The organism is Cupriavidus sp. 22TCCZM04-2 (genome assembly GCF_057798895.1).
Window position 1 is genome coordinate 233,690 of sequence record NZ_JBYOJS010000003.1, and the last position, 21,987, is coordinate 255,676.

At 67.0% G+C, this 21,987-nt stretch carries 18 protein-coding genes; 15 read left to right on the forward strand and 3 right to left on the reverse strand.

Annotated features, from left to right (window positions below; all coding sequences use genetic code 11):
- Positions 1-2: 2 nt before the first annotated feature.
- Together recJ and AC3FKG_RS06975 are read right to left on the reverse strand one after the other, a co-directional pair.
- Entirely contained in the window at positions 3-1,700 is a 1,698-nt protein-coding gene (gene recJ / locus AC3FKG_RS06970) for a single-stranded-DNA-specific exonuclease RecJ (RefSeq protein ID WP_483711021.1), read from the reverse strand.
- Between the two features lie 29 nt (positions 1,701-1,729).
- Entirely contained in the window at positions 1,730-2,830 is a 1,101-nt protein-coding gene (locus AC3FKG_RS06975; RefSeq protein WP_488742737.1) for a hypothetical protein, read from the reverse strand.
- 115 nt (positions 2,831-2,945) lie between these two features.
- Between AC3FKG_RS06975 and AC3FKG_RS06980 the strand changes: the two genes are divergently transcribed.
- From AC3FKG_RS06980 to AC3FKG_RS06995, 4 genes are all read left to right on the forward strand, one after another.
- On the forward strand, positions 2,946-4,196 hold the full coding sequence (locus AC3FKG_RS06980; RefSeq protein WP_483731780.1) for a lipoprotein-releasing ABC transporter permease subunit: 1,251 nt from the start codon (positions 2,946-2,948) through the stop codon (positions 4,194-4,196).
- On the forward strand, positions 4,189-4,926 hold the full coding sequence (locus AC3FKG_RS06985) for an ABC transporter ATP-binding protein (RefSeq protein WP_483711024.1): 738 nt from the start codon (positions 4,189-4,191) through the stop codon (positions 4,924-4,926). Before AC3FKG_RS06980 ends, AC3FKG_RS06985 begins: the two co-directional genes overlap by 8 nt.
- A gap of 14 nt (positions 4,927-4,940) precedes the next feature.
- Complete coding sequence (locus AC3FKG_RS06990; RefSeq protein WP_483711025.1) at positions 4,941-5,807, forward strand: TatD family hydrolase; 867 nt, start codon at positions 4,941-4,943, stop codon at positions 5,805-5,807.
- A gap of 69 nt (positions 5,808-5,876) precedes the next feature.
- Entirely contained in the window at positions 5,877-8,288 is a 2,412-nt protein-coding gene (locus tag AC3FKG_RS06995) for a DNA internalization-related competence protein ComEC/Rec2 (RefSeq protein WP_488742738.1), read from the forward strand.
- A 10-nt stretch (positions 8,289-8,298) separates the two neighbouring features.
- Here the strand turns inward: AC3FKG_RS06995 and AC3FKG_RS07000 are convergent, their stop codons facing one another.
- Positions 8,299-9,228 carry a MurR/RpiR family transcriptional regulator gene (locus AC3FKG_RS07000; RefSeq protein WP_483711027.1) on the reverse strand — a complete coding sequence of 310 codons (930 nt, stop codon included), beginning with the start codon at positions 9,226-9,228 and terminating at the stop codon, positions 8,299-8,301.
- Between the two features lie 209 nt (positions 9,229-9,437).
- Between AC3FKG_RS07000 and edd the strand changes: the two genes are divergently transcribed.
- The 11 genes from edd (at position 9,438) to eno (ending at position 21,868) form a co-directional block, all read left to right on the forward strand.
- On the forward strand, positions 9,438-11,333 hold the full coding sequence (edd, locus tag AC3FKG_RS07005) for a phosphogluconate dehydratase (RefSeq protein ID WP_488742739.1): 1,896 nt from the start codon (positions 9,438-9,440) through the stop codon (positions 11,331-11,333).
- Between the two features lie 146 nt (positions 11,334-11,479).
- Entirely contained in the window at positions 11,480-11,986 is a 507-nt protein-coding gene (locus AC3FKG_RS07010) for a gluconokinase (RefSeq protein WP_483711029.1), read from the forward strand.
- A 227-nt stretch (positions 11,987-12,213) separates the two neighbouring features.
- Complete coding sequence (locus AC3FKG_RS07015) at positions 12,214-13,689, forward strand: circularly permuted type 2 ATP-grasp protein (RefSeq protein ID WP_483711030.1); 1,476 nt, start codon at positions 12,214-12,216, stop codon at positions 13,687-13,689.
- A 54-nt stretch (positions 13,690-13,743) separates the two neighbouring features.
- Positions 13,744-14,694 (forward strand): alpha-E domain-containing protein, encoded by a 951-nt coding sequence (locus tag AC3FKG_RS07020; protein ID WP_483711031.1) that lies wholly within the window; start codon positions 13,744-13,746, stop codon positions 14,692-14,694.
- Between the two features lie 78 nt (positions 14,695-14,772).
- On the forward strand, positions 14,773-15,612 hold the full coding sequence (locus AC3FKG_RS07025; protein WP_483711470.1) for a transglutaminase family protein: 840 nt from the start codon (positions 14,773-14,775) through the stop codon (positions 15,610-15,612).
- A 171-nt stretch (positions 15,613-15,783) separates the two neighbouring features.
- Positions 15,784-16,605 (forward strand): proteasome-type protease, encoded by an 822-nt coding sequence (locus AC3FKG_RS07030; protein WP_483711032.1) that lies wholly within the window; start codon positions 15,784-15,786, stop codon positions 16,603-16,605.
- A 12-nt stretch (positions 16,606-16,617) separates the two neighbouring features.
- On the forward strand, positions 16,618-17,424 hold the full coding sequence (locus AC3FKG_RS07035) for an alpha/beta fold hydrolase (protein ID WP_483711033.1): 807 nt from the start codon (positions 16,618-16,620) through the stop codon (positions 17,422-17,424).
- 116 nt (positions 17,425-17,540) lie between these two features.
- On the forward strand, positions 17,541-19,193 hold the full coding sequence (gene pyrG, locus AC3FKG_RS07040; protein ID WP_483711034.1) for a CTP synthase: 1,653 nt from the start codon (positions 17,541-17,543) through the stop codon (positions 19,191-19,193).
- 26 nt (positions 19,194-19,219) lie between these two features.
- Positions 19,220-20,089 carry a 3-deoxy-8-phosphooctulonate synthase gene (kdsA, locus tag AC3FKG_RS07045; protein WP_488742740.1) on the forward strand — a complete coding sequence of 290 codons (870 nt, stop codon included), beginning with the start codon at positions 19,220-19,222 and terminating at the stop codon, positions 20,087-20,089.
- A gap of 82 nt (positions 20,090-20,171) precedes the next feature.
- Entirely contained in the window at positions 20,172-20,465 is a 294-nt protein-coding gene (locus AC3FKG_RS07050; RefSeq protein ID WP_483711036.1) for a DUF1330 domain-containing protein, read from the forward strand.
- 113 nt (positions 20,466-20,578) lie between these two features.
- Complete coding sequence (eno, locus tag AC3FKG_RS07055; RefSeq protein ID WP_483711037.1) at positions 20,579-21,868, forward strand: phosphopyruvate hydratase; 1,290 nt, start codon at positions 20,579-20,581, stop codon at positions 21,866-21,868.
- Positions 21,869-21,987: the final 119 nt, after the last annotated feature.

Genomic DNA, 21,987 nt, shown 5'->3' on the forward strand with positions numbered 1-21,987 from the left:
GGTTACTGCGCATGCTCGATCACGAGCTGGACGCGCGTGACGCCGTTGAAGGTGTTGTTGTCGAGCCGGTAGGCGACCTGCGCGCTGGCGCCGAGTTCATCGGCGTGGTTGAACCAGATCGCGTCGAAGCGCTGCCGGCCGCGCCCTAGCTGCAGCTTGAGGTGCTTGCCCTTGAGCACGCTCTGGCGCAGCACGTCGAATTCGCCGCAGAAGCTCGGGGCCGGAAAGCCCTGGCCCCAGACCTGCTGTTCCAGCAGCGTGACGAACTCGGGGCTGAAGCACTGTTCCTCGATATCGCCGTCGGTTTCGATCACGCGCGCGAGCTGGTCGTCGGTCAGCCATTCGCGGCCGACCGCCTCGAAGGCGTCCTGGAACTCGGCAAAGCGCTCGGCGCGCACGGTCAGGCCGGCCGCCATGGCGTGGCCGCCGAACTTGACCATCAGGCCCGGGCAGCGCTTGGAGACCAGGTCGAGCGCGTCGCGCAGGTGGAAGCCGGGGATCGAGCGGCCCGAGCCCTTGACTGTGGCTTCGTCGCCCGGCGCGAAGGTAATGGTCGGACGATGGAACCTGTCCTTCAGCCGCGAAGCGACGATGCCAATCACGCCCTGGTGCCAGGTGTCGTTGAACACGCTGACGGTAAAGCGTGCCGCAGGATCGAGGCCGGCCAGCGGCCGCTCCAGGATCTGCAAGGCTTCCTGCTGCATGCCGGCTTCGATGTCGCGCCGCTCGCGGTTCATGCTGTCCAGCTCCTGGGCGATTTCCCAGGCGCGGTTGGCATCGTCGGTCAGCAGGCATTCGATGCCGAGCGACATGTCGGCCAGGCGCCCAGCGGCATTCAGCCGCGGACCGACGCCAAAGCCAAGGTCGAACGTATTGGCCCGCGCGGCTTCCCGGCCCGCGGCACGGAACAGCGCCGCCACGCCCGGCTGCATGCGGCCGGCACGCATGCGCTTCAGGCCCTGCGCCACCAGGATACGATTGTTGGCGTCGAGCTTGACCACGTCGGCCACCGTGCCCAGCGCCACCAGGTCCAGCAGCGTTTGCAGCGGCGGCTGGGTTTGCTGCGTGTAGACGCCGCGCTTGCGCAGTTCGGCACGCAGGGCCAGCAGCACGTAGAACATCACGCCCACGCCGGCCAGGTTCTTGCTGGGGAACTCACAGCCCGGCTGGTTCGGGTTGACGATGACCGCCGCGTCGGGGAGCTCCGCGCCCGGGAGATGGTGATCGGTCACCACCACATCGATGCCGAGCGCGTTGGCGGCGGCCACGCCGTCGACGCTGGCAATGCCGTTATCGACCGTCACGATCACGTCCGGCTGTTGCTTCGCGGCCAGTGCCACGATCTCCGGCGTCAGCCCGTAGCCGTACTCGAAGCGGTTGGGCACGATGAATTCCACGCGCGCGCCAAGCATGCGCAGGCCGCGCACGCCAACCGCGCAGGCGGTCGCGCCATCGCAGTCATAGTCGGCCACGATCAGCAGGCGCTTGCCTGCCGCGATGGCGTCGGCCAGGTACTCGGCGGCATGGCCGATGCCCTTCATCGCCGTGGGCGGGACCAGTTCCGGCAGTTCAGTCGAGAGCTCGGACGGCCGCGCCACGCCGCGCGCGGACAGGATGCGCGCGAGGGTCGGGTGCAGGCCGGCGGCCGCCAGGGTGCTGGCGTGCTCGGTGGAGTAAGGGCGGATGGCAATCCGGGTCATGGGCGGTCTGCTTTTTCTTTGTTCGGGGGTCAGGCGGTGAAGGCGAGGTCGGACAGCAGTGCGCGCCAGTCACCGCGCTGGCCCATGCCGCGCCAGAATTTGCGCAGGTCGGCGCGGCGCACGTTGAATTCGGCGAAGTGGTTCTCGCCGCCGAGCACCAGCGTGATGGCCTCGATGCTGCCTTCGCCAAGCGCCTGCAAGGTGGGGGCGAACCAGTCGGCGTCGAGCGCGTGCATGCATTCGATCCACAGGCCCCAGTCTTCGGCGATATGCGCCTCCGTGGCGCTGTCCAGCATCGCCATGACTGCGCCGTCGGCCTGCACGCCGGCAAATCCGGCAGGGACAGCCGCGATGCGGCTGCCGCCGGCGAGCCCGAGGCCGGCCAGGAAGGGGTCGTTGGCCAGGATGGTGTCGGCCAGCCTGGGCACCGGCTGCATCGTGCCGCCGCCATACAGCCAGACGGAATTGATGGACAGTTCGCCGGCGGCCTCCCGTGCCCGGTTGACGGGATGGTCAAACCAGGTCATCTGGATTTCGTTCTGCAGCCGCCGCCAGTCGCGCGCGCGTGCGCCGTCCTGCAGCCAGATGTCGATATTGCGGCCGGTCGCGCGCAGCGGCGTGGTAGCGTCCAGCGGGCCGAACACGGCTTCGGGCAAGTACCAGCGTGCCGCGCAGCGCGCCTCCAGTGTGATGCCGGCTTCGCGCAGCAGAGGCTCGATGGCGGCGTACAGCGACGCGGCTTCCGCATCACGCACGCGCAGCTGATCGGGGTGGACCAGCACGAGATGGTCGCGGGCGGCATGGATATGCACCAGTTCCAGGCAGGTCCAGGCCTCGCGATCCGCCGGGGCGGCACCGCCGCTGTCGGCCAGCCGCATATAGGGCGCCATCGGCACCCTGGCCGTGTCCAGTCCGGCCTTGCCGGCCAGCCAGCGCTCGTGCGGCAGGCTGCGCAGCCACGGGTCGTCGTGCCGCTCGCGCTGGCCGGGCGTGGCCCGGGTCAGCAACTTTCCGAGCGCGGGCAACTCCAACTGCCGCAGCAGCGCGCCGGGCACGACATCGTCCGTGGCGTCGTCGCCGGCGCCGGGCGGGACGGAAAAGGGCACAATCAGGGTCAGGTGGCTCATCATGGTGGCGAGATTGTAAACTTCCGGCTGGCCGGCGCCAGCCTCGAGTGTGGTGCGGGGCTCCCGGCTACGCGCCGTCTCCGGGCACAGGCGCCTTTCCGAAACAACAGGAACCCTCTTGAAATTTCCCTACGAGTGGCAGATTGGCTGGCGATATACCCGCGCAAGCAAGCGCGCCAGCCGCAATACGTTCATATCGTTCATCTCGATGATCTCGATGCTGGGCATCGCACTCGGTGTCGCCGCGCTGATCGTGGTGCTGTCGGTCATGAACGGCTTCCAGAAGGAAGTGCGCGACCGCATGCTGTCGGTGCTGTCGCATATCGAGGTGATCGGCCCGTCGGCGCTGCCTGACTGGCAGCGCACCGCGGCCGAGGCCATGCAGAACAAGGAAGTCATCGGCGCCGCCCCCTATGTGGCGGCCCAGGCCATGCTGACGCGCGAAGACGCCGTGCGTGGCGTGCTGCTGCGCGGCGTGGACCCGGCCGAGGAGCCGAAGGTTTCCGACATCGGCAAGCAGTTCAAGGCTGGCCATATGGAAAGCCTGCAGCCAGGCGAGTTCGGCATCGCGCTGGGCAATGAGCTGGCCAATGCGATGGGCGTGCAGGTCGGCGACAAGATCACGCTGCTGGCCCCGCAGGGCACCATCACGCCGGCCGGCGTGTTGCCCCGGCTGAAGCAGTTCACCGTGGTGGGCGTGTTCTCGTCGGGCCATTTCGAATTCGACAGCGCGCTGGCGCTGGTGAACATCCGCGACGCCGAGACCCTGTTCCGCATGAGCGGCCCGACCGGTGTGCGCCTGAAGCTGGTGGACATGCAGCGGGCCCCGCAGGTGGCAAATGAACTGGCCGGCACGCTGTCTGGCGAGCTCTACTTGCGCGACTGGTCCAAGCAGAACCGCAACTGGTTCGCCGCGGTGCAGACCGAGAAGCGCATGATGTTCATCATCCTGACATTGATCATCGCCGTGGCCGCGTTCAACCTGGTCTCGACGCTGGTGATGACGGTGACCGACAAGCAGGCCGACATCGCCATCCTGCGCACCATGGGCGCGCAGCCGGGATCGATCATGAAGATCTTCATCGTGCAGGGTGTGGCCATCGGCTTTATCGGCACCTTGCTGGGCGTGGCCGGCGGGACGCTGATCGCCACCAATATCGACGTGATCGTGCCTTTCATCGAGCGGCTGCTGCACGTGCAGTTCCTGCCGCGCGACATCTATTTCATCAGCGAACTGCCTTCGGACCCACGTGTGAACGATATCGCCACCATCGGCATCATTTCCTTCGTGCTGGCCACGCTGGCCACGCTCTACCCAAGCTGGCGCGCCGCCCGCGTCAATCCGGCGGAGGCGCTGCGCTATGAATGAAGCCATGCTGCAATCGCATTCCTCCCCCGTGACCGCGCAGGCGCGCACGGGCACGCCGGTGCTGATGGGCGAAGGCCTGTTCAAGCGTTTCCAGCAGGGCGGACTCGACGTCGAAGTCCTCAAGGGCGTGGACGTGCGCGTGGACGCCGGCGAGAAGGTGGCCATTGTCGGCGCCTCGGGCTCGGGCAAGAGCACGCTGTTGCATGTGCTGGGCGGATTGGACAACCCCGACGCGGGCCGCGTGGCGCTGCACGGAAAGCCCTTCACGGCGCTGCGCGAGCGCGAACGCAATGTCGTGCGTAACCGGTCGCTCGGATTCGTCTACCAGTTCCACCACTTGCTGCCGGAATTCACCGCGCTGGACAACGTGGGCATGCCGATGCGCATCCGTGGCCTGGACCAGTCCGCGGCGCGCGGCGCGGCGCAGAATATGCTCGATCGCGTTGGCCTGGGCGGCCGTGCGAAGCACCGCCCCGGCGAGCTTTCCGGCGGCGAACGCCAGCGCGTGGCGATTGCGCGCGCGCTGGTCGGGCAACCCGCCTGCGTGCTGGCCGACGAGCCGACCGGCAACCTGGACGACCACACCGCGGGCGGCGTGTACGACCTGATGCTGGAACTGTCGCGCACGCTGGGCACGAGCTTCGTGATCGTCACGCACGACCTGGACCTTGCCAGCCGCTGCGACCGCGTGCTGCGCCTGCGCGACGGGCACCTGCACCAGGAGCGCTGATACCTCCGGCAGCCATGTGGATCGACACCCATTGCCATCTCGACGCCCGCGAATTCGACCGTGATCGCGGCGCGGTGGCCGACGCGGCTGCGGCAGCAGGCGTGAAAGGCATTGTCGTGCCCGCCGTGGCGGTGTCGAACTTCGATGCGGTGCGAGCGCTGGCGCGGGACGATTCACGCTGTGTCTATGCGCTGGGAATCCATCCGCTGTGTTCGACGGGTACCGCGCAGGCAGACGTGGATGCCTTGCGCCGGGAGGTCGCGGCGTCGATCGACGATCCGCGTTTCGTCGGCATCGGCGAGATCGGCCTCGACTTCTTTGTCGCCGGCCTCGATGCCGCACACCAGACCTGGCTGTACATCGAGCAATTAAGGATTGCGCGCGAGTTCGACCTGCCGGTGCTGCTGCACGTGCGCAAGTCGCAGGACCAGGTCTGCGCGCAGCTGCGCAAGCTGGGCGTGCGGCAGGGCATTGCCCATGCCTTCAACGGCAGCCACGAGCAGGCACGCCGCTTTATCGACCAGGGACTCCGGCTCGGCTTTGGCGGCAACGTGACCTTCAGCCGCGCGCGGCAGATCCGCCGGCTGGCCGCCGAGTTGCCGCTCGACGCGCTGGTGCTGGAAACCGATGCGCCGGACATCGCGCCCGCATGGCTGTCCGATGACCAGTTCGGCGAGCAGCACAAGGCCCGCAACACGCCGGCCGAAGTGGCTGGCGTCGCCCGCGTGCTGGGCGAATTGCGCGGACTTGAAGCCACTGCACTGGCGCAGGCCATGTGGCGCAACTCGGTGGCGGCGCTGCCGCGCCTGGCGGCGTTTGCCGACGCGATGGCGCCCGCGGGCGGCAGTTTGGCCGACAACGCGGCCGACAACAACTCCTGACTCGCGGACAAGCTTTTCCCGGCAACGCGGCGGTACAACGAAGACCTTCTGACTTGCCGGGAAAGCTTCGTGCGCCTGATCCTGCTGGGTTTCGTGGCCGGCTGCTGGGCCTTGCAGCGGCAAGGCGCCTTGCCGGCGGCCGGCATGCTGGCCGTGGCGGCGATTTTGCTGGCTGCCCTGAGCGTGATGGCCGTAGCCCGGCTCCCGCGCCGCTCCGCTAGCTGGCTGGCGCGCGGGGCAGCGGTGCTGCTGGGGTTCGCCGTAGGCTTTTGCTGGTCCGCGTGGCGCGCGCAATGGCGCATGGACGACTGGCTCGCGACGGAGCGCGAGGCGCGCGACATCGAGGTGTCAGGCGTGGTGTCCGGTTTGCCTGCCAAACTTGCGCCAGGCGCACGCTTTGCCTTCACGATCGAAGCTGCGGCACGCGGCGAACGCATGCCGGACCGCGTCATCCTGAACTGGCGCGAGGCGCCCCCTGAACTACGCCCGGGCCAGCGCTATCTGTTCACGGTGCGGTTGCGCCGTCCGCGCGGGCTGGCCAATCCGTACGGTTTCGACTACGCGTACTGGCTGCTCGCGCAAGGCTATGGCGCGACGGGATACGTGCGCACCGTGCGCAAGGGTCCGCAGGACGCGGCCCATGAGCGGCTGGCGTGGCGCATCGAGGCGCAACGTGCGTCGCTGCGCGACCGCATCCGTGCCGCACTGCCGCCGGACGCGCGCTTCGCGCCGGTCCTGGTGGCGCTGGTCGTCGGCGACCAGCGCGGTATCGACAGCGACGACTGGCTGCTGTTCAACCGCACCGGCACTGGTCACCTGATCAGCATTTCCGGATTGCATATCACCATGATCGCCGGCATGGCCGCGGGGCTGATTCACTGGGCGTGGCGCCATTCCTTTGGCCTGGGCCGCCGCTTGCGCAGGCCGCTGCCGTTGCGGTGCCCGGCGCGGCAGGCGGGGCTCGTGGCGGCGGTGCTGGCGGGATTGGGCTACGGGCTGATTGCCGGTCTGCAGATCCCCGCACTGCGCACCGTGGCCATGCTGTCGATTGCCGCGCTTGCCGCCTGGGGCGCGCGTACGCCGCCGGCGTCGGTGGTGCTGGCGTGGGCCGCGTTCGTCGCGCTGTGGCTGGACCCGTGGGCGGTGCTGCAGCCGGGCTTCTGGCTGTCATTCGGCGCGGTCGGCGTGATCTTCCTGGCGGCGGCACGTCGCGAAACGCCGGTGAGCGGCTTCTGGCCACGCGTGCGTGCCGCGCTGGCCGGCGCCGCACGCACGCAATGGGCCGTCACGCTGGGGCTGGTGCCGCTCACGCTGCTGCTGTTCCGGCAGTTTTCCGTCATTTCCCCGCTGGCCAATGCCGTCGCCATTCCGGTGGTCAGCATGCTGGTCACGCCGCTGGCGCTGCTGGGCGCGGTGATGCCGCCGATCCTGGCCGGGCCACTGCTGGCGATCGCGCATCAGGCGCTGGCATGGCTGGCGGTGGTGCTGCGGTGGCTGGCCTCGCCCGAATGGGCGGTCTGGGAAACGGCGCAGGCCGGCGTGCTGGAGACAGCGTTGGCCGTTGTGGGCACCTTCGCGCTGCTGGCGCCGGCGGCGTTTGGTTTGCGCATGAGGCTGCATGGGCTGCTGTTGAGCTTGCCCATGGTGCTTGCACCCGGCGATGACATTGCGCCAGGAGAATTCCGCGCGGTGATGCTGGACGTGGGGCAGGGCACCGCCGTACTGGTGCGCACGCGCGCGCATGCCTTGTTGTATGACGCCGGGCCAGCCTATGCCTCGGGCGCCAGTGCGGGGACGCACGTGATCCGGCCCTACCTGCGCGCGGCTGGAGTACGCAAGCTCGACTATCTGATGGTCAGCCACGAGGATATCGATCATGCAGGCGGCGCGCGGCACATCATGGAAGCGGTGACGGTCGATGCGAGATCAACGTCTGCCCCGGCGGGACACGTGCTGCTTGGCGAGGCCGAATGGACGCCGTGCCACGCGGGCCAGCGCTGGGAATGGGATGGCGTGCAGTTCACGGTGTTGCATCCGGCCGTCGAGCAGTCGCGCGATGCGGCGATCGGCGGCAATGCGCGCAGCTGCGTGCTGAGGGTGGGCAATGGCCGCAGCAGCCTGTTGCTGACCGGTGATATCGGACGCGCAGAAGAACGCGAGCTAGCCGAGCGGCTGCCCGCGGAGTTGCTGCGTGCCGATGTCCTGGTAGTGCCGCACCACGGCAGCGGCACATCGTCGGGTCCGGCGTGGCTGGCGGCGGTCAGGCCCGATGCGGCGGTGTTCCAGCTTGGCTATCGCAATCGCTATCAGCATCCACGTGGCGAGGTGTGGGCGCGTTATGGCGATGCGGGCATCCAGCGCTACCGCACGGACGAAACCGGCGCGGTCACCATGGACACGCATGGCGAAGGCTATACGCTGGCCGCGTTCCGCCAGGTGGAGCGTCGCTACTGGCGCGACGCCCCGGAGGCGCCGCGATAGCCGGGGTATGTCAGTGGGCGGTGCGAGAGCGGGACCGCGCGGCTGTCTTGCGGCTGGCCGGTGGCGATGGCGCATCCGCTTCCTGCGGCGCGCGGGCGGGTCCCGCGCCGCCGATGCGGCGCTCACGCAGATGGGCCTTGGCACGCTGCAGTCCGGCCGCGACAGTATCGGCGCGTTCCAGTGCCACGCCGGCCGCAAGCACGTCACCGAGCACGAGGTGGCAAATGCGCGACGTCATGGGCGTATAGACCTCGCTGTCCTCTTCCACGTCGGAAAACACGCAGACGTCGGCCAGCTTGGCCAGCGGCGAGCCGCTATGCGTCAGGGCCAGCACGCTTGCGCCGCTGGAACGGGCCAGCGTGGCGGCAGTCAGCATGTCCCACGTGCGGCCACTGTTCGAGACCAGCACGGCCACATCGCCCGGCCCGAGCAGCGCGGCTGACATGCTGAATACGTGCGGATCGGAGTAAGCCGTGGTGGGCATGCCCAGGCGGAAGAACTTGTGCTGGATGTCGAGCGCGACGATGCCCGAGTTGCCGCAGCCATAGAACTCGATGCGGCGCGCGGTGGCAAGCAGGCGGATGCCGTGCTCGACCTGGTCCGCCGACAGCGCATTGCGAACGCTCATGAGCGTGGCAATGGTGCGGTCGAATACTTTGCCGGCAATGTCGGCGGGGCCGTCGTCCGGCTTCACGTCCTGATGGACGAAAGGCGTGCCCCCGCCCACGTTTTGCGCGAACTGCAGCTTGAATTCACGGAATCCGTCATAGCCCAGCGCCGCGCAAAAGCGCGCGATGGTGGGTTGCGACACGCCGGCGCGCTCGGCCAGCTCCGGCATGGAAAGCCGGATCACGCTGGCGCCGTGGCGGGCGACATAGTCGGCCAGGCGGCGTTCGGACGGACGGAGCGTGTCGTAGACGGCAAGGATTCGGTCGCGCATGGCGGTGGCGGAGCGTGGCTGGCAGGATCTGAATGTAGATATTCTACAGTGCTGTGGCTTTGCGGAGCCGAGGGGTTGCCATGAAATTGCGCTAGGGATTTCCCGTATTCCATGGATTTCATGATGTTTGTGATCTCAAGGAGGCTGCTTGCGTGATTTTTGTATCGCTATAATGTAGAAAATCTACAGGCCCACAGGAACGTCCACCCATGCCCCACGCCGTCCATGCCGAAATCCTTGCCGTGACCCGGCGCATCGCCGAGCGCAGCCGCACCAGCCGGCAGGCCTACCTTGCGCGCTGCGAGCGTGCGCAGGCGGAACTGGGTCCACTGCGCGGCATGTCGTGCGCCAACCTGGCCCACGGCTTTGCCGCGCTGCCGGCGCACGACAAGCTCAAGCTGCGCGTCGAACATGCGGCCAACCTGGGCATCGTGACGGCATACAACGACATGCTGTCGGCGCACCAGCCATACGAGCGCTATCCCGGCGTGATCCGTGAAGCGGCACGCGCGGCTGGCGCCGTGGCGCAGGTGGCCGGCGGCGTGCCGGCGATGTGCGACGGCATCACGCAGGGCAACCCCGGCATGGAGCTGTCGCTGTTTTCGCGCGATGCCATTGCCATGAGCACGGCGGTGGCGCTGTCGCACAACACGTTCGACGCCGCCGTGATGCTGGGCGTTTGCGACAAGATCGTCCCGGGCCTGGTGATGGGGGCGCTGCAGTTCGGCCACCTGCCGGTCGTATTCGTGCCGGCCGGGCCGATGGCAAGCGGCCTGCCGAACAAGGAGAAGGCTCGCGTGCGCCAGCTCTACGCCACCGGCCAGGTCGGCCGCGAAGCGCTGCTCGAAGCCGAGTGCGAGGCCTATCACAGCGCCGGCACCTGCACCTTCTACGGCACCGCCAACAGCAACCAGTTCCTGATGGAAATCATGGGCCTGCACCTGCCCGGCGCAGCCTTCGTCCACCCGGACAGCGGCCTGCGGGACGCGCTGACCGCGGCGGCGGCGCAGCGCGCGCTGGCGCTGTCGGCGCGGGGCAGCGCGTATCTGCCGATGGCGCGCATCGTCGACGAGCGCGCCATCGTCAACGCCATGGTCGGCCTGCTGGCCACCGGCGGTTCCACCAACCACACCATCCATCTCGTGGCCATGGCGCGCGCGGCGGGTGTGCTGATCGACTGGGATGACTTTGACCGCCTGTCCCGCATCACGCCGCTGCTGGCGCGCGTCTATCCGAACGGCTCGGCGGACGTGAACCACTTCCACGCCGCGGGCGGCGTGGGCTACGTGATTCGCCAGTTGCTGGAGGCCGGACTGGTGCACGAGGACGTGCAGACTGTGGCCGGCCCTGGCCTGGCACGCTACACGCAGGAGCCCGTGCTGGTCGACGGCGTCCTGCAGTGGCGCGATGGCGCCAGTACCAGCGGCGACGCACAGGTGCTCGCCACGGCGGCCGAGCCGTTCTCCGACGAGGGTGGCCTGCGCCTGATGCAGGGCAACCTGGGCCGCGGCGTGATCAAGGTATCCGCCGTGGCGCCCGAACACCGCGTGGTCGAGGCGCCGGCGCGCGTGTTCGATTCGCAGGAGGCCCTGCAAGCGGCCTTTGAAGCGGGCGAGTTGAACCGCGACTTGGTGGCGGTGGTGCGTTTCCAGGGACCCAATGCCAACGGCATGCCGGAACTGCATCGCCTGACGCCCGTGCTTGGTGCGCTGCAGGATGCGGGGCACCGCGTGGCGCTGGTGACGGATGGCCGCATGTCCGGCGCCTCCGGCAAGGTCCCCGCGGTGATCCACATGGGCCCCGAGGCGCTGGCCGGCGGACCGCTGGCGCGCGTGCGCGATGGCGACCTGGTGCGCATGGACGCCGTTGCCGGCACGCTTGCCTGGCTCGGTGATCCGGCCGAGTTCGCGGCGCGCCCCGTCGTGCCGGCGCCGGCCGATGATTTCGCCCGGTTCAGCATGGGCCGCGGCCTGTTCGGCCTGTTCCGGCGTCACGCGCGCATGGCGGAAGAGGGCGGCAGCGCACTCGACCTCTCCGAGGCCGACGCCATGCCGGCGGCCGCGGCGCCCGGAACTGCCACGGCAGCGCATTCCGTCGCACAATAGCCGGGCCAAGGCCCGTTTCATCCGATTGACTCGATTCCTCCCGGCCGGTGCCAGCCGCCAGCCGGGCACCTGTGCGCCGCCTGCCGGCGCCAGGCTACCGACAAGGGTGGGGCAAACCATCCGACACCATGATCGATGGAGCAGACATGATCTATATCCTGATGGGCGTTTCCGGCAGCGGCAAATCCACGGTTGGCGAAATGCTGGCGCAACGCCTGGGCTGCGCGTTCCATGACGCGGACGAATTCCACAGCGCCGCCAACAAGGCCAAGATGCACGCGGGCATTCCGCTTACCGACGAGGACCGCTGGCCATGGCTGGCGGCCATGCGCGCGGCCATCGATGCCGCGCGGGCCGAGGGCCGGACCCACGTGTTCACCTGCTCCGCGCTGCGCCAGGTGTATCGCGACCGGCTGACGCCGCCGGACGGCGGCGTGACCTTCGTCTACATGAAAGGCGACGCGTCGGTGATCGGCTCGCGCCTGTCCGCGCGCACGGACCACTTCTTCAACCCGGCACTGCTGCAGAGCCAACTCGATACGCTGGAAGAACCCCAGGGCGCGCTTGTGCTCGATATCCGGCAAACGCCGCAGGCGCTGGTGCAGGCCATCCTCGACGACGGCGAACGCCACCGCGCCACCGCCGCGCGCTGACCCACTTCTGCGCGCGCGTCTGCAGTACCCCTGGCAGGCATCTTGCTTCACCCGTTTCCGTGCCGCGCCATCGCGGGGACTTGCGGCTTTCGCTGGCACAAGTATGCTGAAAGGGCCAGTCACTCGACAGTCTGTAGAGCCAAAAAACAAGGGGCGGCGATTCCGGTGGGAGACCGGCAGGCCAGGCGACCAGGACGCCCCCCGATTTCACGGAGGGAAGGGCCATCATGGCGGCGCGCTTTTTTGACGAGATGCTGGATTGGCGGGATGACGAGCGGAATACCGTCATCCAGGCGGGGCAGGCCCTGCCGGGTGGCCTGGTACGGCCGCACTACAGGCAATTCTCGGACTGGCTGGCGCGACAGTCCGAGAACACCATGGCCAACAAGCGCGCCGAGGCGGACCTGATCTTCCGGCGCGTGGGCATTACCTTCGCGGTCTACGGCGACAAGGATGAATCCAACAGCGGCACCGAGCGGACCATTCCGTTCGACGTGATCCCGCGCATCTTCCCGGCCAGCGAATGGGCCATCCTGGACAAGGGCCTGCGCCAGCGTGTGGCGGCGCTGAACCGCTTCATCCACGACATTTATCACGGGCAGGACATCATTCGCGCCGGCGTGATCCCGCCGGACCAGATCTACAACAACGCGCAGTACCGCCCCGAGATGCTGGGCCTGGACGTGCCGCACGACGTCTACGCGCATGTGGCCGGCATCGACGTCGTGCGGGCCGGCGAGGGCGAGTTCTACGTGCTGGAGGACAACCTGCGCGTACCGTCGGGCGTGTCGTACATGCTCGAAAACCGCAAGATGATGATGCGCTTGTTCCCGGACCTGTTCGCCCGCAACCGCGTCGCGCCGGTGGCCCACTATCCCGACCTGCTGCTCGACATGCTGCGCGGGGTTTCGCCGCAGGCCATCGCTGACCCCACCGTGGTGGTGCTGACACCGGGCATGTACAACTCGGCTTACTTCGAACACGCTTTCCTGGCGCAGCAGATGGGCGTCGAACTGGTGGAAGGCAGCGACCTCTTCGTCGAGGACGACCATCTCTACATGCGCACCACGCAGGGGCCGCAGCGCATCGACGTGATCTACCGCCGCGTGGATGACGATTTCCTCGATCCGCTGGTGTTCCGGCACGATTCCTCGCTCGGCGCGGCGGGGCTGCTGTCGGTCTACCGCGCGGGCAACGTGACCATCTGCAATGCCATCGGCACCGGTGTGGCGGACGACAAATCAATCTACCCGTACGTACCCGACATGATCCGCTTCTACCTTGGCGAGGAGGCCATCCTCAACAATGTGCCGACCTATATGTGCCGGCGCCCGGACGATCTGCAGTACGTGCTCGACAACATGGCGGAGCTGGTGGTCAAGGAAACCCATGGCGCCGGCGGCTACGGCATGCTGGTGGGACCTGCGGCCACGCGCGCGGAGATCGATACCTTCCGCGAGGTGGTGAAGTCGCGGCCCGAGCAGTACATCGCCCAGCCGACGCTGGCGTTGTCGACGTGCCCGACCTATGTCGAGGCGGGTATCGCGCCGCGCCATATCGACCTGCGTCCGTTCGTGCTGTCGGGGCGCGAGGTGCGCATGGTGCCGGGCGGGCTCACGCGCGTCGCACTGCGCGAAGGATCGCTGGTGGTGAATTCCTCGCAGGGCGGGGGCACCAAGGACACCTGGGTGCTGGAGCGCTGAGCCCTCCGCCACAACGACGCCAGGCCGCCACGACCGCATTGCGAGGAGAATCCCATGCTGAGCCGCACCGCCGACCATCTCTTCTGGATGGCCCGCTATACCGAACGCGCGGAGAACACCGCGCGCATGCTGGACGTCAACTACCAGACCTCGCTGCTGCCGCAATCCGCGGAAGTGGCGGAGCAGGGCTGGTGGGCCATGCTCGACATCTCGGAGCTGACCCGTGCTTTCGACCACAAGTACGGACTGCTGACGCGCGACGACGTGATCGACTTCATGGTGCGCGACATGACCAATCCGTCGTCGATCATGAGCTGCCTGCGCGCGGCGCGCGAGAACGCGCGCGCGGTACGCGGCTCGCTCACGACCGAGGTCTGGGAAACGGTCAACACCACCTGGCTCGATGTGCAGCGCATCATCGCGGACGGCGAGTTGCAGGAAGACCCGTCGCGCTTCTTCGAGTGGGTCAAGTTCCGCTCGCACCTGGCGCGCGGGGTGCAGTTCGGCACCATGCTGAAGGACGACGCCTTCCACTTCATGCGGCTCGGCACGTTCCTGGAGCGCGCCGACAACACCGCGCGGATCCTCGACGTGAAGTTCCAGGCGTCGGGCTCCGACGACACCGATCCCAACCGCGAGCAGAACGATTTCTACCACTGGGCCGCGGTGCTGCGCTCGGTGTCGGGCTTCGAGGTCTACCGCAAGGTCTACCGCGCGGTGATCACGCCGCAGCGCGTGGCCGAGCTGCTGATCCTGCGCCCGGACATGCCGCGTTCGCTGGTGTCGAGCATGGATGAGGTGGTGGCCATCCTTGCAGTGGTCTGCAACCAGCAATCGGGAGAGACCGAGCGCCAGGCTGGTAAACTCCATGCCGACCTGAAATATGCCCGCATCGACGACATTTTTGCTGTCGGGCTGCACGCTTTCCTGACCAGCTTCCTGGAGCGCATCGGCGACCTCGGCAACGGCATCAGCCGTGATTTCCTGGTGCCGCTGGCGGCTTAGTGCCTAGTGCCAAGTAACGGATGGATGCCGCGGAGAGCACCCATGTGCAGCAGTCGTCGCGGCGGCCTTCCGAACACCGTGAAATACAAGATTCATCACCAGACCGTCTATCACTACGCGGAACCGGTGCGGCGCAGCGTGCACGAATTGCGGCTCGCGCCGCGTTCGGGGCCGCTGCAGGCCGTGCAGGGCTGGGAACTGCAGGCACCTGGCAACCTTTCCCAAGCGCGCGATGGCTTCGGCAATATCGTCCATCACTTCACCGTCAAGGGCCCGGCCGATACCATCGCCATCACGGCGATCGGTGAAGTAGAGGTCAAAACTGCGCACGATGAAGGAGGGCGTGACGGGCATCATGCCTTCCGCGACGGGCCCGCCGCGGGCGAGGCGCGGGTCTCGCCGCTGTACTTCGTCGGCGGCACGCCGCTGACCGCCGCCCCGCCCGAGATGCAGGCATTCGCCGCGCCGTTCCTGGCATCCGGACACGAGGTGCCGGCGCTGCTGGCGCTCGCCGGCGGCATCGCCGATCACGTGCGTTATGCGGCCAATACCACGCACGTTGGCACCTCGGCGGCCGAGGCGTTCCATCTTGGCAGCGGGGTTTGCCAGGACCAGGCGCAGGTGATGGTGGCCGCGTGCCGCGCGTTCAACATTCCCGCGCGCTATGTGAGCGGATACTTCTACGATCCGGCGGCCACGGAACTGGCCAGCCACGCCTGGGCGGATGTCTGCCTGGATGCGGGGCAGGACCTGTGGTGCAGCATCGATGTGACGCACCGTTGTGTGACGGATCACCGGCACGTGCGGCTTGCGGTCGGACGTGACTACCAGTCTGCGGCACCGGTCCGTGGCATTCTCGAGGGCGGCGGCGGCGAGACCCTGCAGGTGAATATTGCCATCACGCCGCTGACGGACTGAAGGGCGCGCGGCCCGCCGCACCGATTCGAGGCCGCATCGAGGCCGTGCCGGCCGGTGCGCCCCAAATTCGAGCACTGTCTCCAATCCGCCGGGACCGGCCCGCAGGGTGTGCGCCGGACGCTAGAATTCCCGCTGCAACCCCGCACGGTTCCGTGAGAACCCGACAAGACCATGACTTATTGTGTTGCCATGCAGCTCGACGCCGGCCTGGTGTTTCTTTCCGATTCGCGCACTAATGCCGGTGTCGATGCGATATCCACCGCGCGCAAGATGACGGTGTTCGAAGAGCCCGGCGACCGCGTGATGGTGCTGCTGACTGCCGGCAACCTGGCCATCAGCCAGTCGGTGCGCCAGTGCCTGGCCGAGGCGCGCGACGAGAAGCGCTCGCTGTGGACCGCGCGGGATATGTTCGAGGCCGCGTCCATCGTCGGCGATGCCGTGCGCCAGGTGCACAAGCGCGATGCCCATGCGTTGCGCGATGCCGGCATCGATTTCAACGTCAGCCTGATCTTTGGCGGCCAGATCGGCGGCGAGCGCGTGCGGCTGTTCAATGTCTACGCGGCCGGCAATTTCGTCGAGGCGATGCCCGAGAACTGCTATTTCCAGATCGGTGAAGCCAAGTACGGCAAGCCGATTATCGACCGCGTGGTGCACCCGTCGCTGCCGCTTGGCGAGGCCGCCAAGTGCGCGCTGATTTCGATGGATTCGACGCTGAAATCGAATATCTCGGTTGGCCTGCCGCTTGATTTGCTGGTGTACGAAGCCGATACGCTGCGGGTTACGCACTTCGTCAACATCGACGAGCGCAACGCGTATTTCCGTATGATCCGCGACACCTGGGGACAGCGCCTGCGCCAGGTGTTCGGCGAGATCAGCGACCCCGAATGGGATGCCGAGCGCAAGGCCGAATTCCCGCTTGCGCGCACGGGCGAGGCGGACCTTTGGGGGCAACCCGTGCGCGCCACGCGAGAACGTTCGCGCACGCAGGACTGAGCGGGGCAGACGATGCGCGAGATCATTCATTTTTCCCATGCCAACGGCTTTCCGGTGCCGACGTACCGGAAGCTGTTCGCCGAGCTGGAAGGGGATTTCGAATTCCGCGCCGTGGAGCGCTACGGCCACCGTCCGGAGTTCCCGGTGACGCGCGGCTGGCCGCACCTGGTCGACGAGCTGCTCGATTCGCTGCAGCGCCAGTACCGCGAGCCGGTGTGGCTGGTCGGGCATTCGCTGGGCGGCTTCCTGTCGCTGATGGCCGCGCTGCGCCGCCCCGAATGGGTGCGTGGCGTGGTGATGCTCGATTCGCCGATCATCGCGGGCTGGCGCGCATCGCTGTTGAGGACGGCGCAATTGCTGGGCATGGACGAGAAGCCGGGCCCGGCCGCGGTGACCAGGAACCGGCGCACGCACTGGCCGGATACGGAGGCGGTGTGGGAGCATTTCCGCGCCAAGCCCAATTTCGCGATCTGGGACCAGGACATGCTGCGTGACTATGCGGTGCATGGGACCGAGCCCACCGGCAAGGACGACGAGCGGCAACTGCGCTTCAACCGCGAGGTGGAATACTGGATCTACCGCACGCTGCCGACCAGCCTGGGCCGCAGGGTGGCGGGCGGCGCGCCGGTGCCGGTCGGATTCGTGGCCGGCACGCGTTCGCGCGAGGTGCGGCAATGCGGGCTTTCCGCTACCCGAAAACTGGTTGGCGAGAATCTGCGCTTCATCGAGGGGGGCCATCTTTACCCGATGGAGCGGCCCCGGGAAACGGCGCAACTGATCCGCGAACTGATCGCCGGGATGCGGCGCGAAGGCCGCTGAACCGGAAGCGGCGCATGCGCCGCAGAGGCGCTGCCGGCCCGCTGGTGTCACAATTTCCGGGCCTGCGGGGAACGGGGTCTCATGTATAATCCCAATTTCCCCGGCAAGCTCGGTTTATGACCAAATTCGTCTTCGTCACCGGTGGCGTCGTCTCTTCTCTCGGCAAGGGCATCGCTGCTGCTTCGCTCGCGGCCATTCTCGAGTCGCGCGGCCTCAAAGTCACCCTCCTCAAGCTAGATCCCTACATCAACGTCGATCCCGGCACGATGAGCCCCTTCCAGCATGGCGAGGTGTTTGTCACGGAAGACGGTGCGGAAACCGACCTCGATCTCGGCCACTACGAGCGCTTCGTCTCGGCCAAGATGCGCAAGTCGAACAACTTCACCACGGGCCAGATCTACGAATCGGTGATCCGCAAGGAGCGCCGCGGCGAATACCTGGGCAAGACCGTGCAGGTGATCCCGCATATCACCAACGAGATCCAGGCCTTCATCGAGCGCGGCGCCGCGGCCTCGCACGACGGCAAGGCCGACGTGGCGCTGGTGGAGATCGGCGGTACCGTGGGTGACATCGAATCGCTGCCGTTCCTGGAAGCCGCGCGCCAGATGAGCCTGCGCATGGGCCGCAACCGCTGCGCGTTCGTGCACCTGACGCTGGTGCCGTTTATCGCCAGCGCCGGCGAGCTCAAGACCAAGCCGACCCAGCACTCGGTGCAGAAGCTGCGCGAAATCGGCATCTCGCCGACGGCGCTGCTGTGCCGTGCCGACCGCCCGATCCCGGACGACGAGCGCGCCAAGATTTCGCTGTTCGCCAACATCCCGCAGGACGCCGTGATTTCGGTGTGGGATGCCGACAGCATCTACAAGATCCCGCAGATGCTCAACGAGCAGGGCCTCGACCGCCTGATCTGCGAAGAGCTGCGCCTGGATCCGAAGCCGGCCGACCTGTCGATGTGGCAGAAGCTGGTGAACGCGCAGGAAAACCCGCAGCACGAGATCACCATCGGCATGGTCGGCAAGTACGTCGACCTGACCGAGTCGTACAAGTCGCTGATCGAAGCACTGCGCCACGCCGGCATGCACACCGCCACGCGCGTGAACATCGAATACATCGATTCCGAGGAACTGGAATCGGGCCACCTGGAAGTGCTGGCCCCGCTGGACGCCATCCTGGTGCCGGGCGGTTTCGGCAAGCGCGGCACGGAAGGCAAGATCCGCGCGATCCAGTACGCCCGCGAGAACAAGGTGCCGTACCTGGGCATCTGCCTGGGCATGCAGCTGGCCGTGATCGAGTTTGCGCGCCACGTGGCGAATATGGCCGACGCCAACTCGACCGAGTTCAACCTGGAAACCGAACACCCGGTGGTCGCACTGATCACCGAATGGGTCGACCGCGAAGGCAAGGTCGAACAGCGTTCGGCGGATTCCGACCTGGGCGGCACCATGCGCCTGGGCGCGCAGCGCGTGCCGGTCAACGAAGGAACCAAGGCGGCGTCGATCTACGGTGCCGAGGTCAACGAGCGTCACCGCCACCGCTACGAGGTCAACAACCACTACGTGCCGACGCTCGAAAACGCCGGCATGGTGATCTCCGCGCGCACCCCGACCGAGAACCTGCCCGAGATGATGGAACTGCCGGAGTCGATGCACCCGTGGTTCGTCGGCGTGCAGTTCCACCCGGAATTCACCTCCACGCCGCGTGACGGCCATCCGCTGTTCAAGGCCTACGTCGAAGCCGCGCTGGCAGGCCAGCAGCGCAAGGACGCCTGAAGCCGGGCGCCGAGCAGGAGACTGTCATGAAACTCTGTGGATTCGAGGTTGGCCTCGACAAACCATTCTTCCTGATCGCCGGCCCGTGCGTGATCGAGTCCGAGCAGATGGCGCTGGATACCGCCGGCGCGCTCAAGGCGATCACCGGCGAGCTGGGCATCCCGTTCATCTACAAGTCGTCGTTCGACAAGGCCAACCGTTCATCGGGCAAGTCGTTCCGCGGCCTGGGGATGGAGAAGGGCCTGGAGATCCTGGCGACCGTGAAGCGCGTGATCGGCGTGCCGGTGCTGACCGACATCCACGAGATCGACGAGATCAAGCCGGTGGCGGCCGTGGTCGACGTGCTGCAGACGCCGGCCTTCCTGTGCCGGCAGACTGATTTCATCCGCGCCTGCGCCCAGAGCGGCAAGCCGGTGAACATCAAGAAGGGCCAGTTCCTGGCGCCGCACGACATGAAGAACGTGATCGACAAGGCCCGCGACGCCGCACGCGAAGCCGGCTTGCCGGACGACGTCTTCATGGCTTGCGAACGTGGCGTGTCCTTCGGCTACAACAACCTGGTCTCGGACATGCGCTCGCTGGCGATCATGCGCGAGACCGGTGCCCCGGTGGTGTTCGACGCAACCCATTCGGTGCAGTTGCCGGGCGGGCAGGGCACGAGTTCCGGCGGCCAGCGCGAGTTCGTGCCTGTGCTGTCGCGTGCCGCCGTGGCCACGGGTATCGCCGGGCTGTTCATGGAGACGCACCCGGACCCGAGCAAGGCCATGTCCGATGGCCCGAACGCGGTGCCGCTGTCGCGCATGAAGGAACTGCTGGCCGTGCTCAGGGACCTCGACGCGCTGACCAAGCGCGCCGGCTTCCTGGAAGACAACTTCGGCTGGCCCGCCTGCGCCTGAGCAGGCCCCGGCTTGTCACCGCCGCTGGGCCGGCCGTGACAAGCCGTATCGAAAGACAATACAAAACTTCCGGAGATACAGCATGGCCGCGGGCTATATCATCGCGTACGTCGACGTAACCGATCCCCAGCAGTACGAGGAATACAAGGTGCTCTCCAGCAAGGCCATGCAGATCCATGGTGCGGAAGTGGTGGTGCGCGGCGGCAAGGCTGAAAACCTTGAAGGGGAATGGGCGCCGACCCGCGTCGTCGTGCTGAAATTCCCGAGCGTCGAAGCCGCCAAGGCCTTCCATGACGGAGAGGCCTACCTCGCGGCCCGCAAGGCACGCGAGCACGCGGCGCGCATGAATATGATCGTGGTCGAGGGCGTGGCCTGAGCCGGCAAGCCCTTTTTGCCTTTTCCGGGCGGGTTGCATCGCCCTGGCACGAGCAGGACACAAGCAGGTTGCAGTAATCCGCAGAGCAAGAATCAACAGTCAGAGAGGAATTCATGAGTGCAATCGTAGATATCATCGGTCGCGAGGTTCTCGACTCGCGTGGCAACCCCACCGTCGAGTGCGACGTGCTGCTGGAATCCGGCGTGATGGGCCGTGCGGCCGTGCCGTCGGGCGCATCGACCGGTTCGCGCGAAGCCATCGAACTGCGTGACGGCGACAAGGGCCGCTACCTGGGCAAGGGCGTGCTGAAGGCCGTCGAGCACATCAACACCGAGATCTCCGAAGCCATCATGGGACTGGATGCTTCCGAGCAGGCCTTCCTGGACCGCACCCTGATCGACCTGGACGGCACCGAGAACAAGGGTCGCCTGGGCGCCAACGCCATGCTGGCCGTGTCGATGGCTGTCGCCAAGGCCGCCGCGGAAGAAGCCGGCCTGCCGCTGTACCGCTATTTCGGCGGCTCGGGCGCCATGCAGATGCCGGTGCCGATGATGAACATCGTCAACGGCGGCGCGCACGCCAACAACAGCCTGGACATCCAGGAATTCATGATCATGCCGGTGTCGGCGACCAGCTTCCGTGAAGCCCTGCGCTGCGGCGCCGAGGTTTTCCACGCGCTGAAGAAGATCCTGTCCGACAAGGGCATGTCCACTGCCGTGGGCGACGAGGGCGGCTTCGCCCCGAACTTCTCGTCGAACGAGGAGTGCCTGAACACCATCGTCCAGGCCGTCGAGAAGGCCGGCTACCGCATGGGCGAAGACGTGCTGCTGGCGCTGGACTGCGCCGCCAGCGAGTTCTACCACGAAGCCGAAGACGTCTACGTGCTGGAAGGCGAAGGCCTGAAGCTGTCGTCGACGCAGTTCGCCGACTACCTGGCCAACCTGTGCGACAAGTTCCCGATCGTGTCGATCGAGGACGGCATGGCCGAAGGCGACTGGGACGGCTGGAAGACGCTGACCGACAAGCTGGGCAAGAGCGTCCAGCTGGTCGGTGACGACCTGTTCGTGACCAACACCAAGATCCTGAAGGAAGGCATCGAGAAGGGCATCGGCAACTCGATCCTCATCAAGATCAACCAGATCGGCACCCTGACCGAGACCTTCGCCGCCATCGAGATGGCCAAGCGCGCCGGTTACACCGCCGTGATCTCGCACCGTTCGGGCGAAACCGAAGACAGCACCATCGCCGACATCGCCGTGGGCACCAACGCCGGCCAGATCAAGACCGGTTCGCTGTCGCGTTCGGACCGTATCTCGAAGTACAACCAGCTGCTGCGCATCGAGGAAGATCTCGGCGATATCGCCAGCTACCCGGGCAAGAGCGCGTTCTACAACCTGCGCTGAACCCCGGCGGGCGCCTGAAGCGCCCCTGACGGCGGCGGCACGGATTCACCCGTGCCGCCGCCGTTGTTGTATCCGGATTTGTATCGAAATCTGGCCGGCATTGCCTTCCGGCCCGAGTT

Excerpts from the sequence above, each read along its gene's own strand:
- recJ (WP_483711021.1), bottom strand. The coding sequence starts at position 1,700 with ATGACCCGGATTGCCATCCGCCCTTACTCCACCGAGCACGCCAGCACC.
- AC3FKG_RS06975 (WP_488742737.1), bottom strand. The coding sequence starts at position 2,830 with ATGATGAGCCACCTGACCCTGATTGTGCCCTTTTCCGTCCCGCCCGGC.
- AC3FKG_RS06985 (WP_483711024.1), top strand. The coding sequence starts at position 4,189 with ATGAATGAAGCCATGCTGCAATCGCATTCCTCCCCCGTGACCGCGCAG.
- AC3FKG_RS06990 (WP_483711025.1), top strand. The coding sequence starts at position 4,941 with ATGTGGATCGACACCCATTGCCATCTCGACGCCCGCGAATTCGACCGT.
- AC3FKG_RS07000 (WP_483711027.1), bottom strand. The coding sequence starts at position 9,228 with ATGCGCGACCGAATCCTTGCCGTCTACGACACGCTCCGTCCGTCCGAA.
- edd (WP_488742739.1), top strand. The coding sequence starts at position 9,438 with ATGCCCCACGCCGTCCATGCCGAAATCCTTGCCGTGACCCGGCGCATC.
- AC3FKG_RS07010 (WP_483711029.1), top strand. The coding sequence starts at position 11,480 with ATGATCTATATCCTGATGGGCGTTTCCGGCAGCGGCAAATCCACGGTT.
- AC3FKG_RS07015 (WP_483711030.1), top strand. The coding sequence starts at position 12,214 with ATGGCGGCGCGCTTTTTTGACGAGATGCTGGATTGGCGGGATGACGAG.
- AC3FKG_RS07020 (WP_483711031.1), top strand. The coding sequence starts at position 13,744 with ATGCTGAGCCGCACCGCCGACCATCTCTTCTGGATGGCCCGCTATACC.
- AC3FKG_RS07030 (WP_483711032.1), top strand. The coding sequence starts at position 15,784 with ATGACTTATTGTGTTGCCATGCAGCTCGACGCCGGCCTGGTGTTTCTT.
- AC3FKG_RS07035 (WP_483711033.1), top strand. The coding sequence starts at position 16,618 with ATGCGCGAGATCATTCATTTTTCCCATGCCAACGGCTTTCCGGTGCCG.
- pyrG (WP_483711034.1), top strand. The coding sequence starts at position 17,541 with ATGACCAAATTCGTCTTCGTCACCGGTGGCGTCGTCTCTTCTCTCGGC.
- kdsA (WP_488742740.1), top strand. The coding sequence starts at position 19,220 with ATGAAACTCTGTGGATTCGAGGTTGGCCTCGACAAACCATTCTTCCTG.
- AC3FKG_RS07050 (WP_483711036.1), top strand. The coding sequence starts at position 20,172 with ATGGCCGCGGGCTATATCATCGCGTACGTCGACGTAACCGATCCCCAG.
- eno (WP_483711037.1), top strand. The coding sequence starts at position 20,579 with ATGAGTGCAATCGTAGATATCATCGGTCGCGAGGTTCTCGACTCGCGT.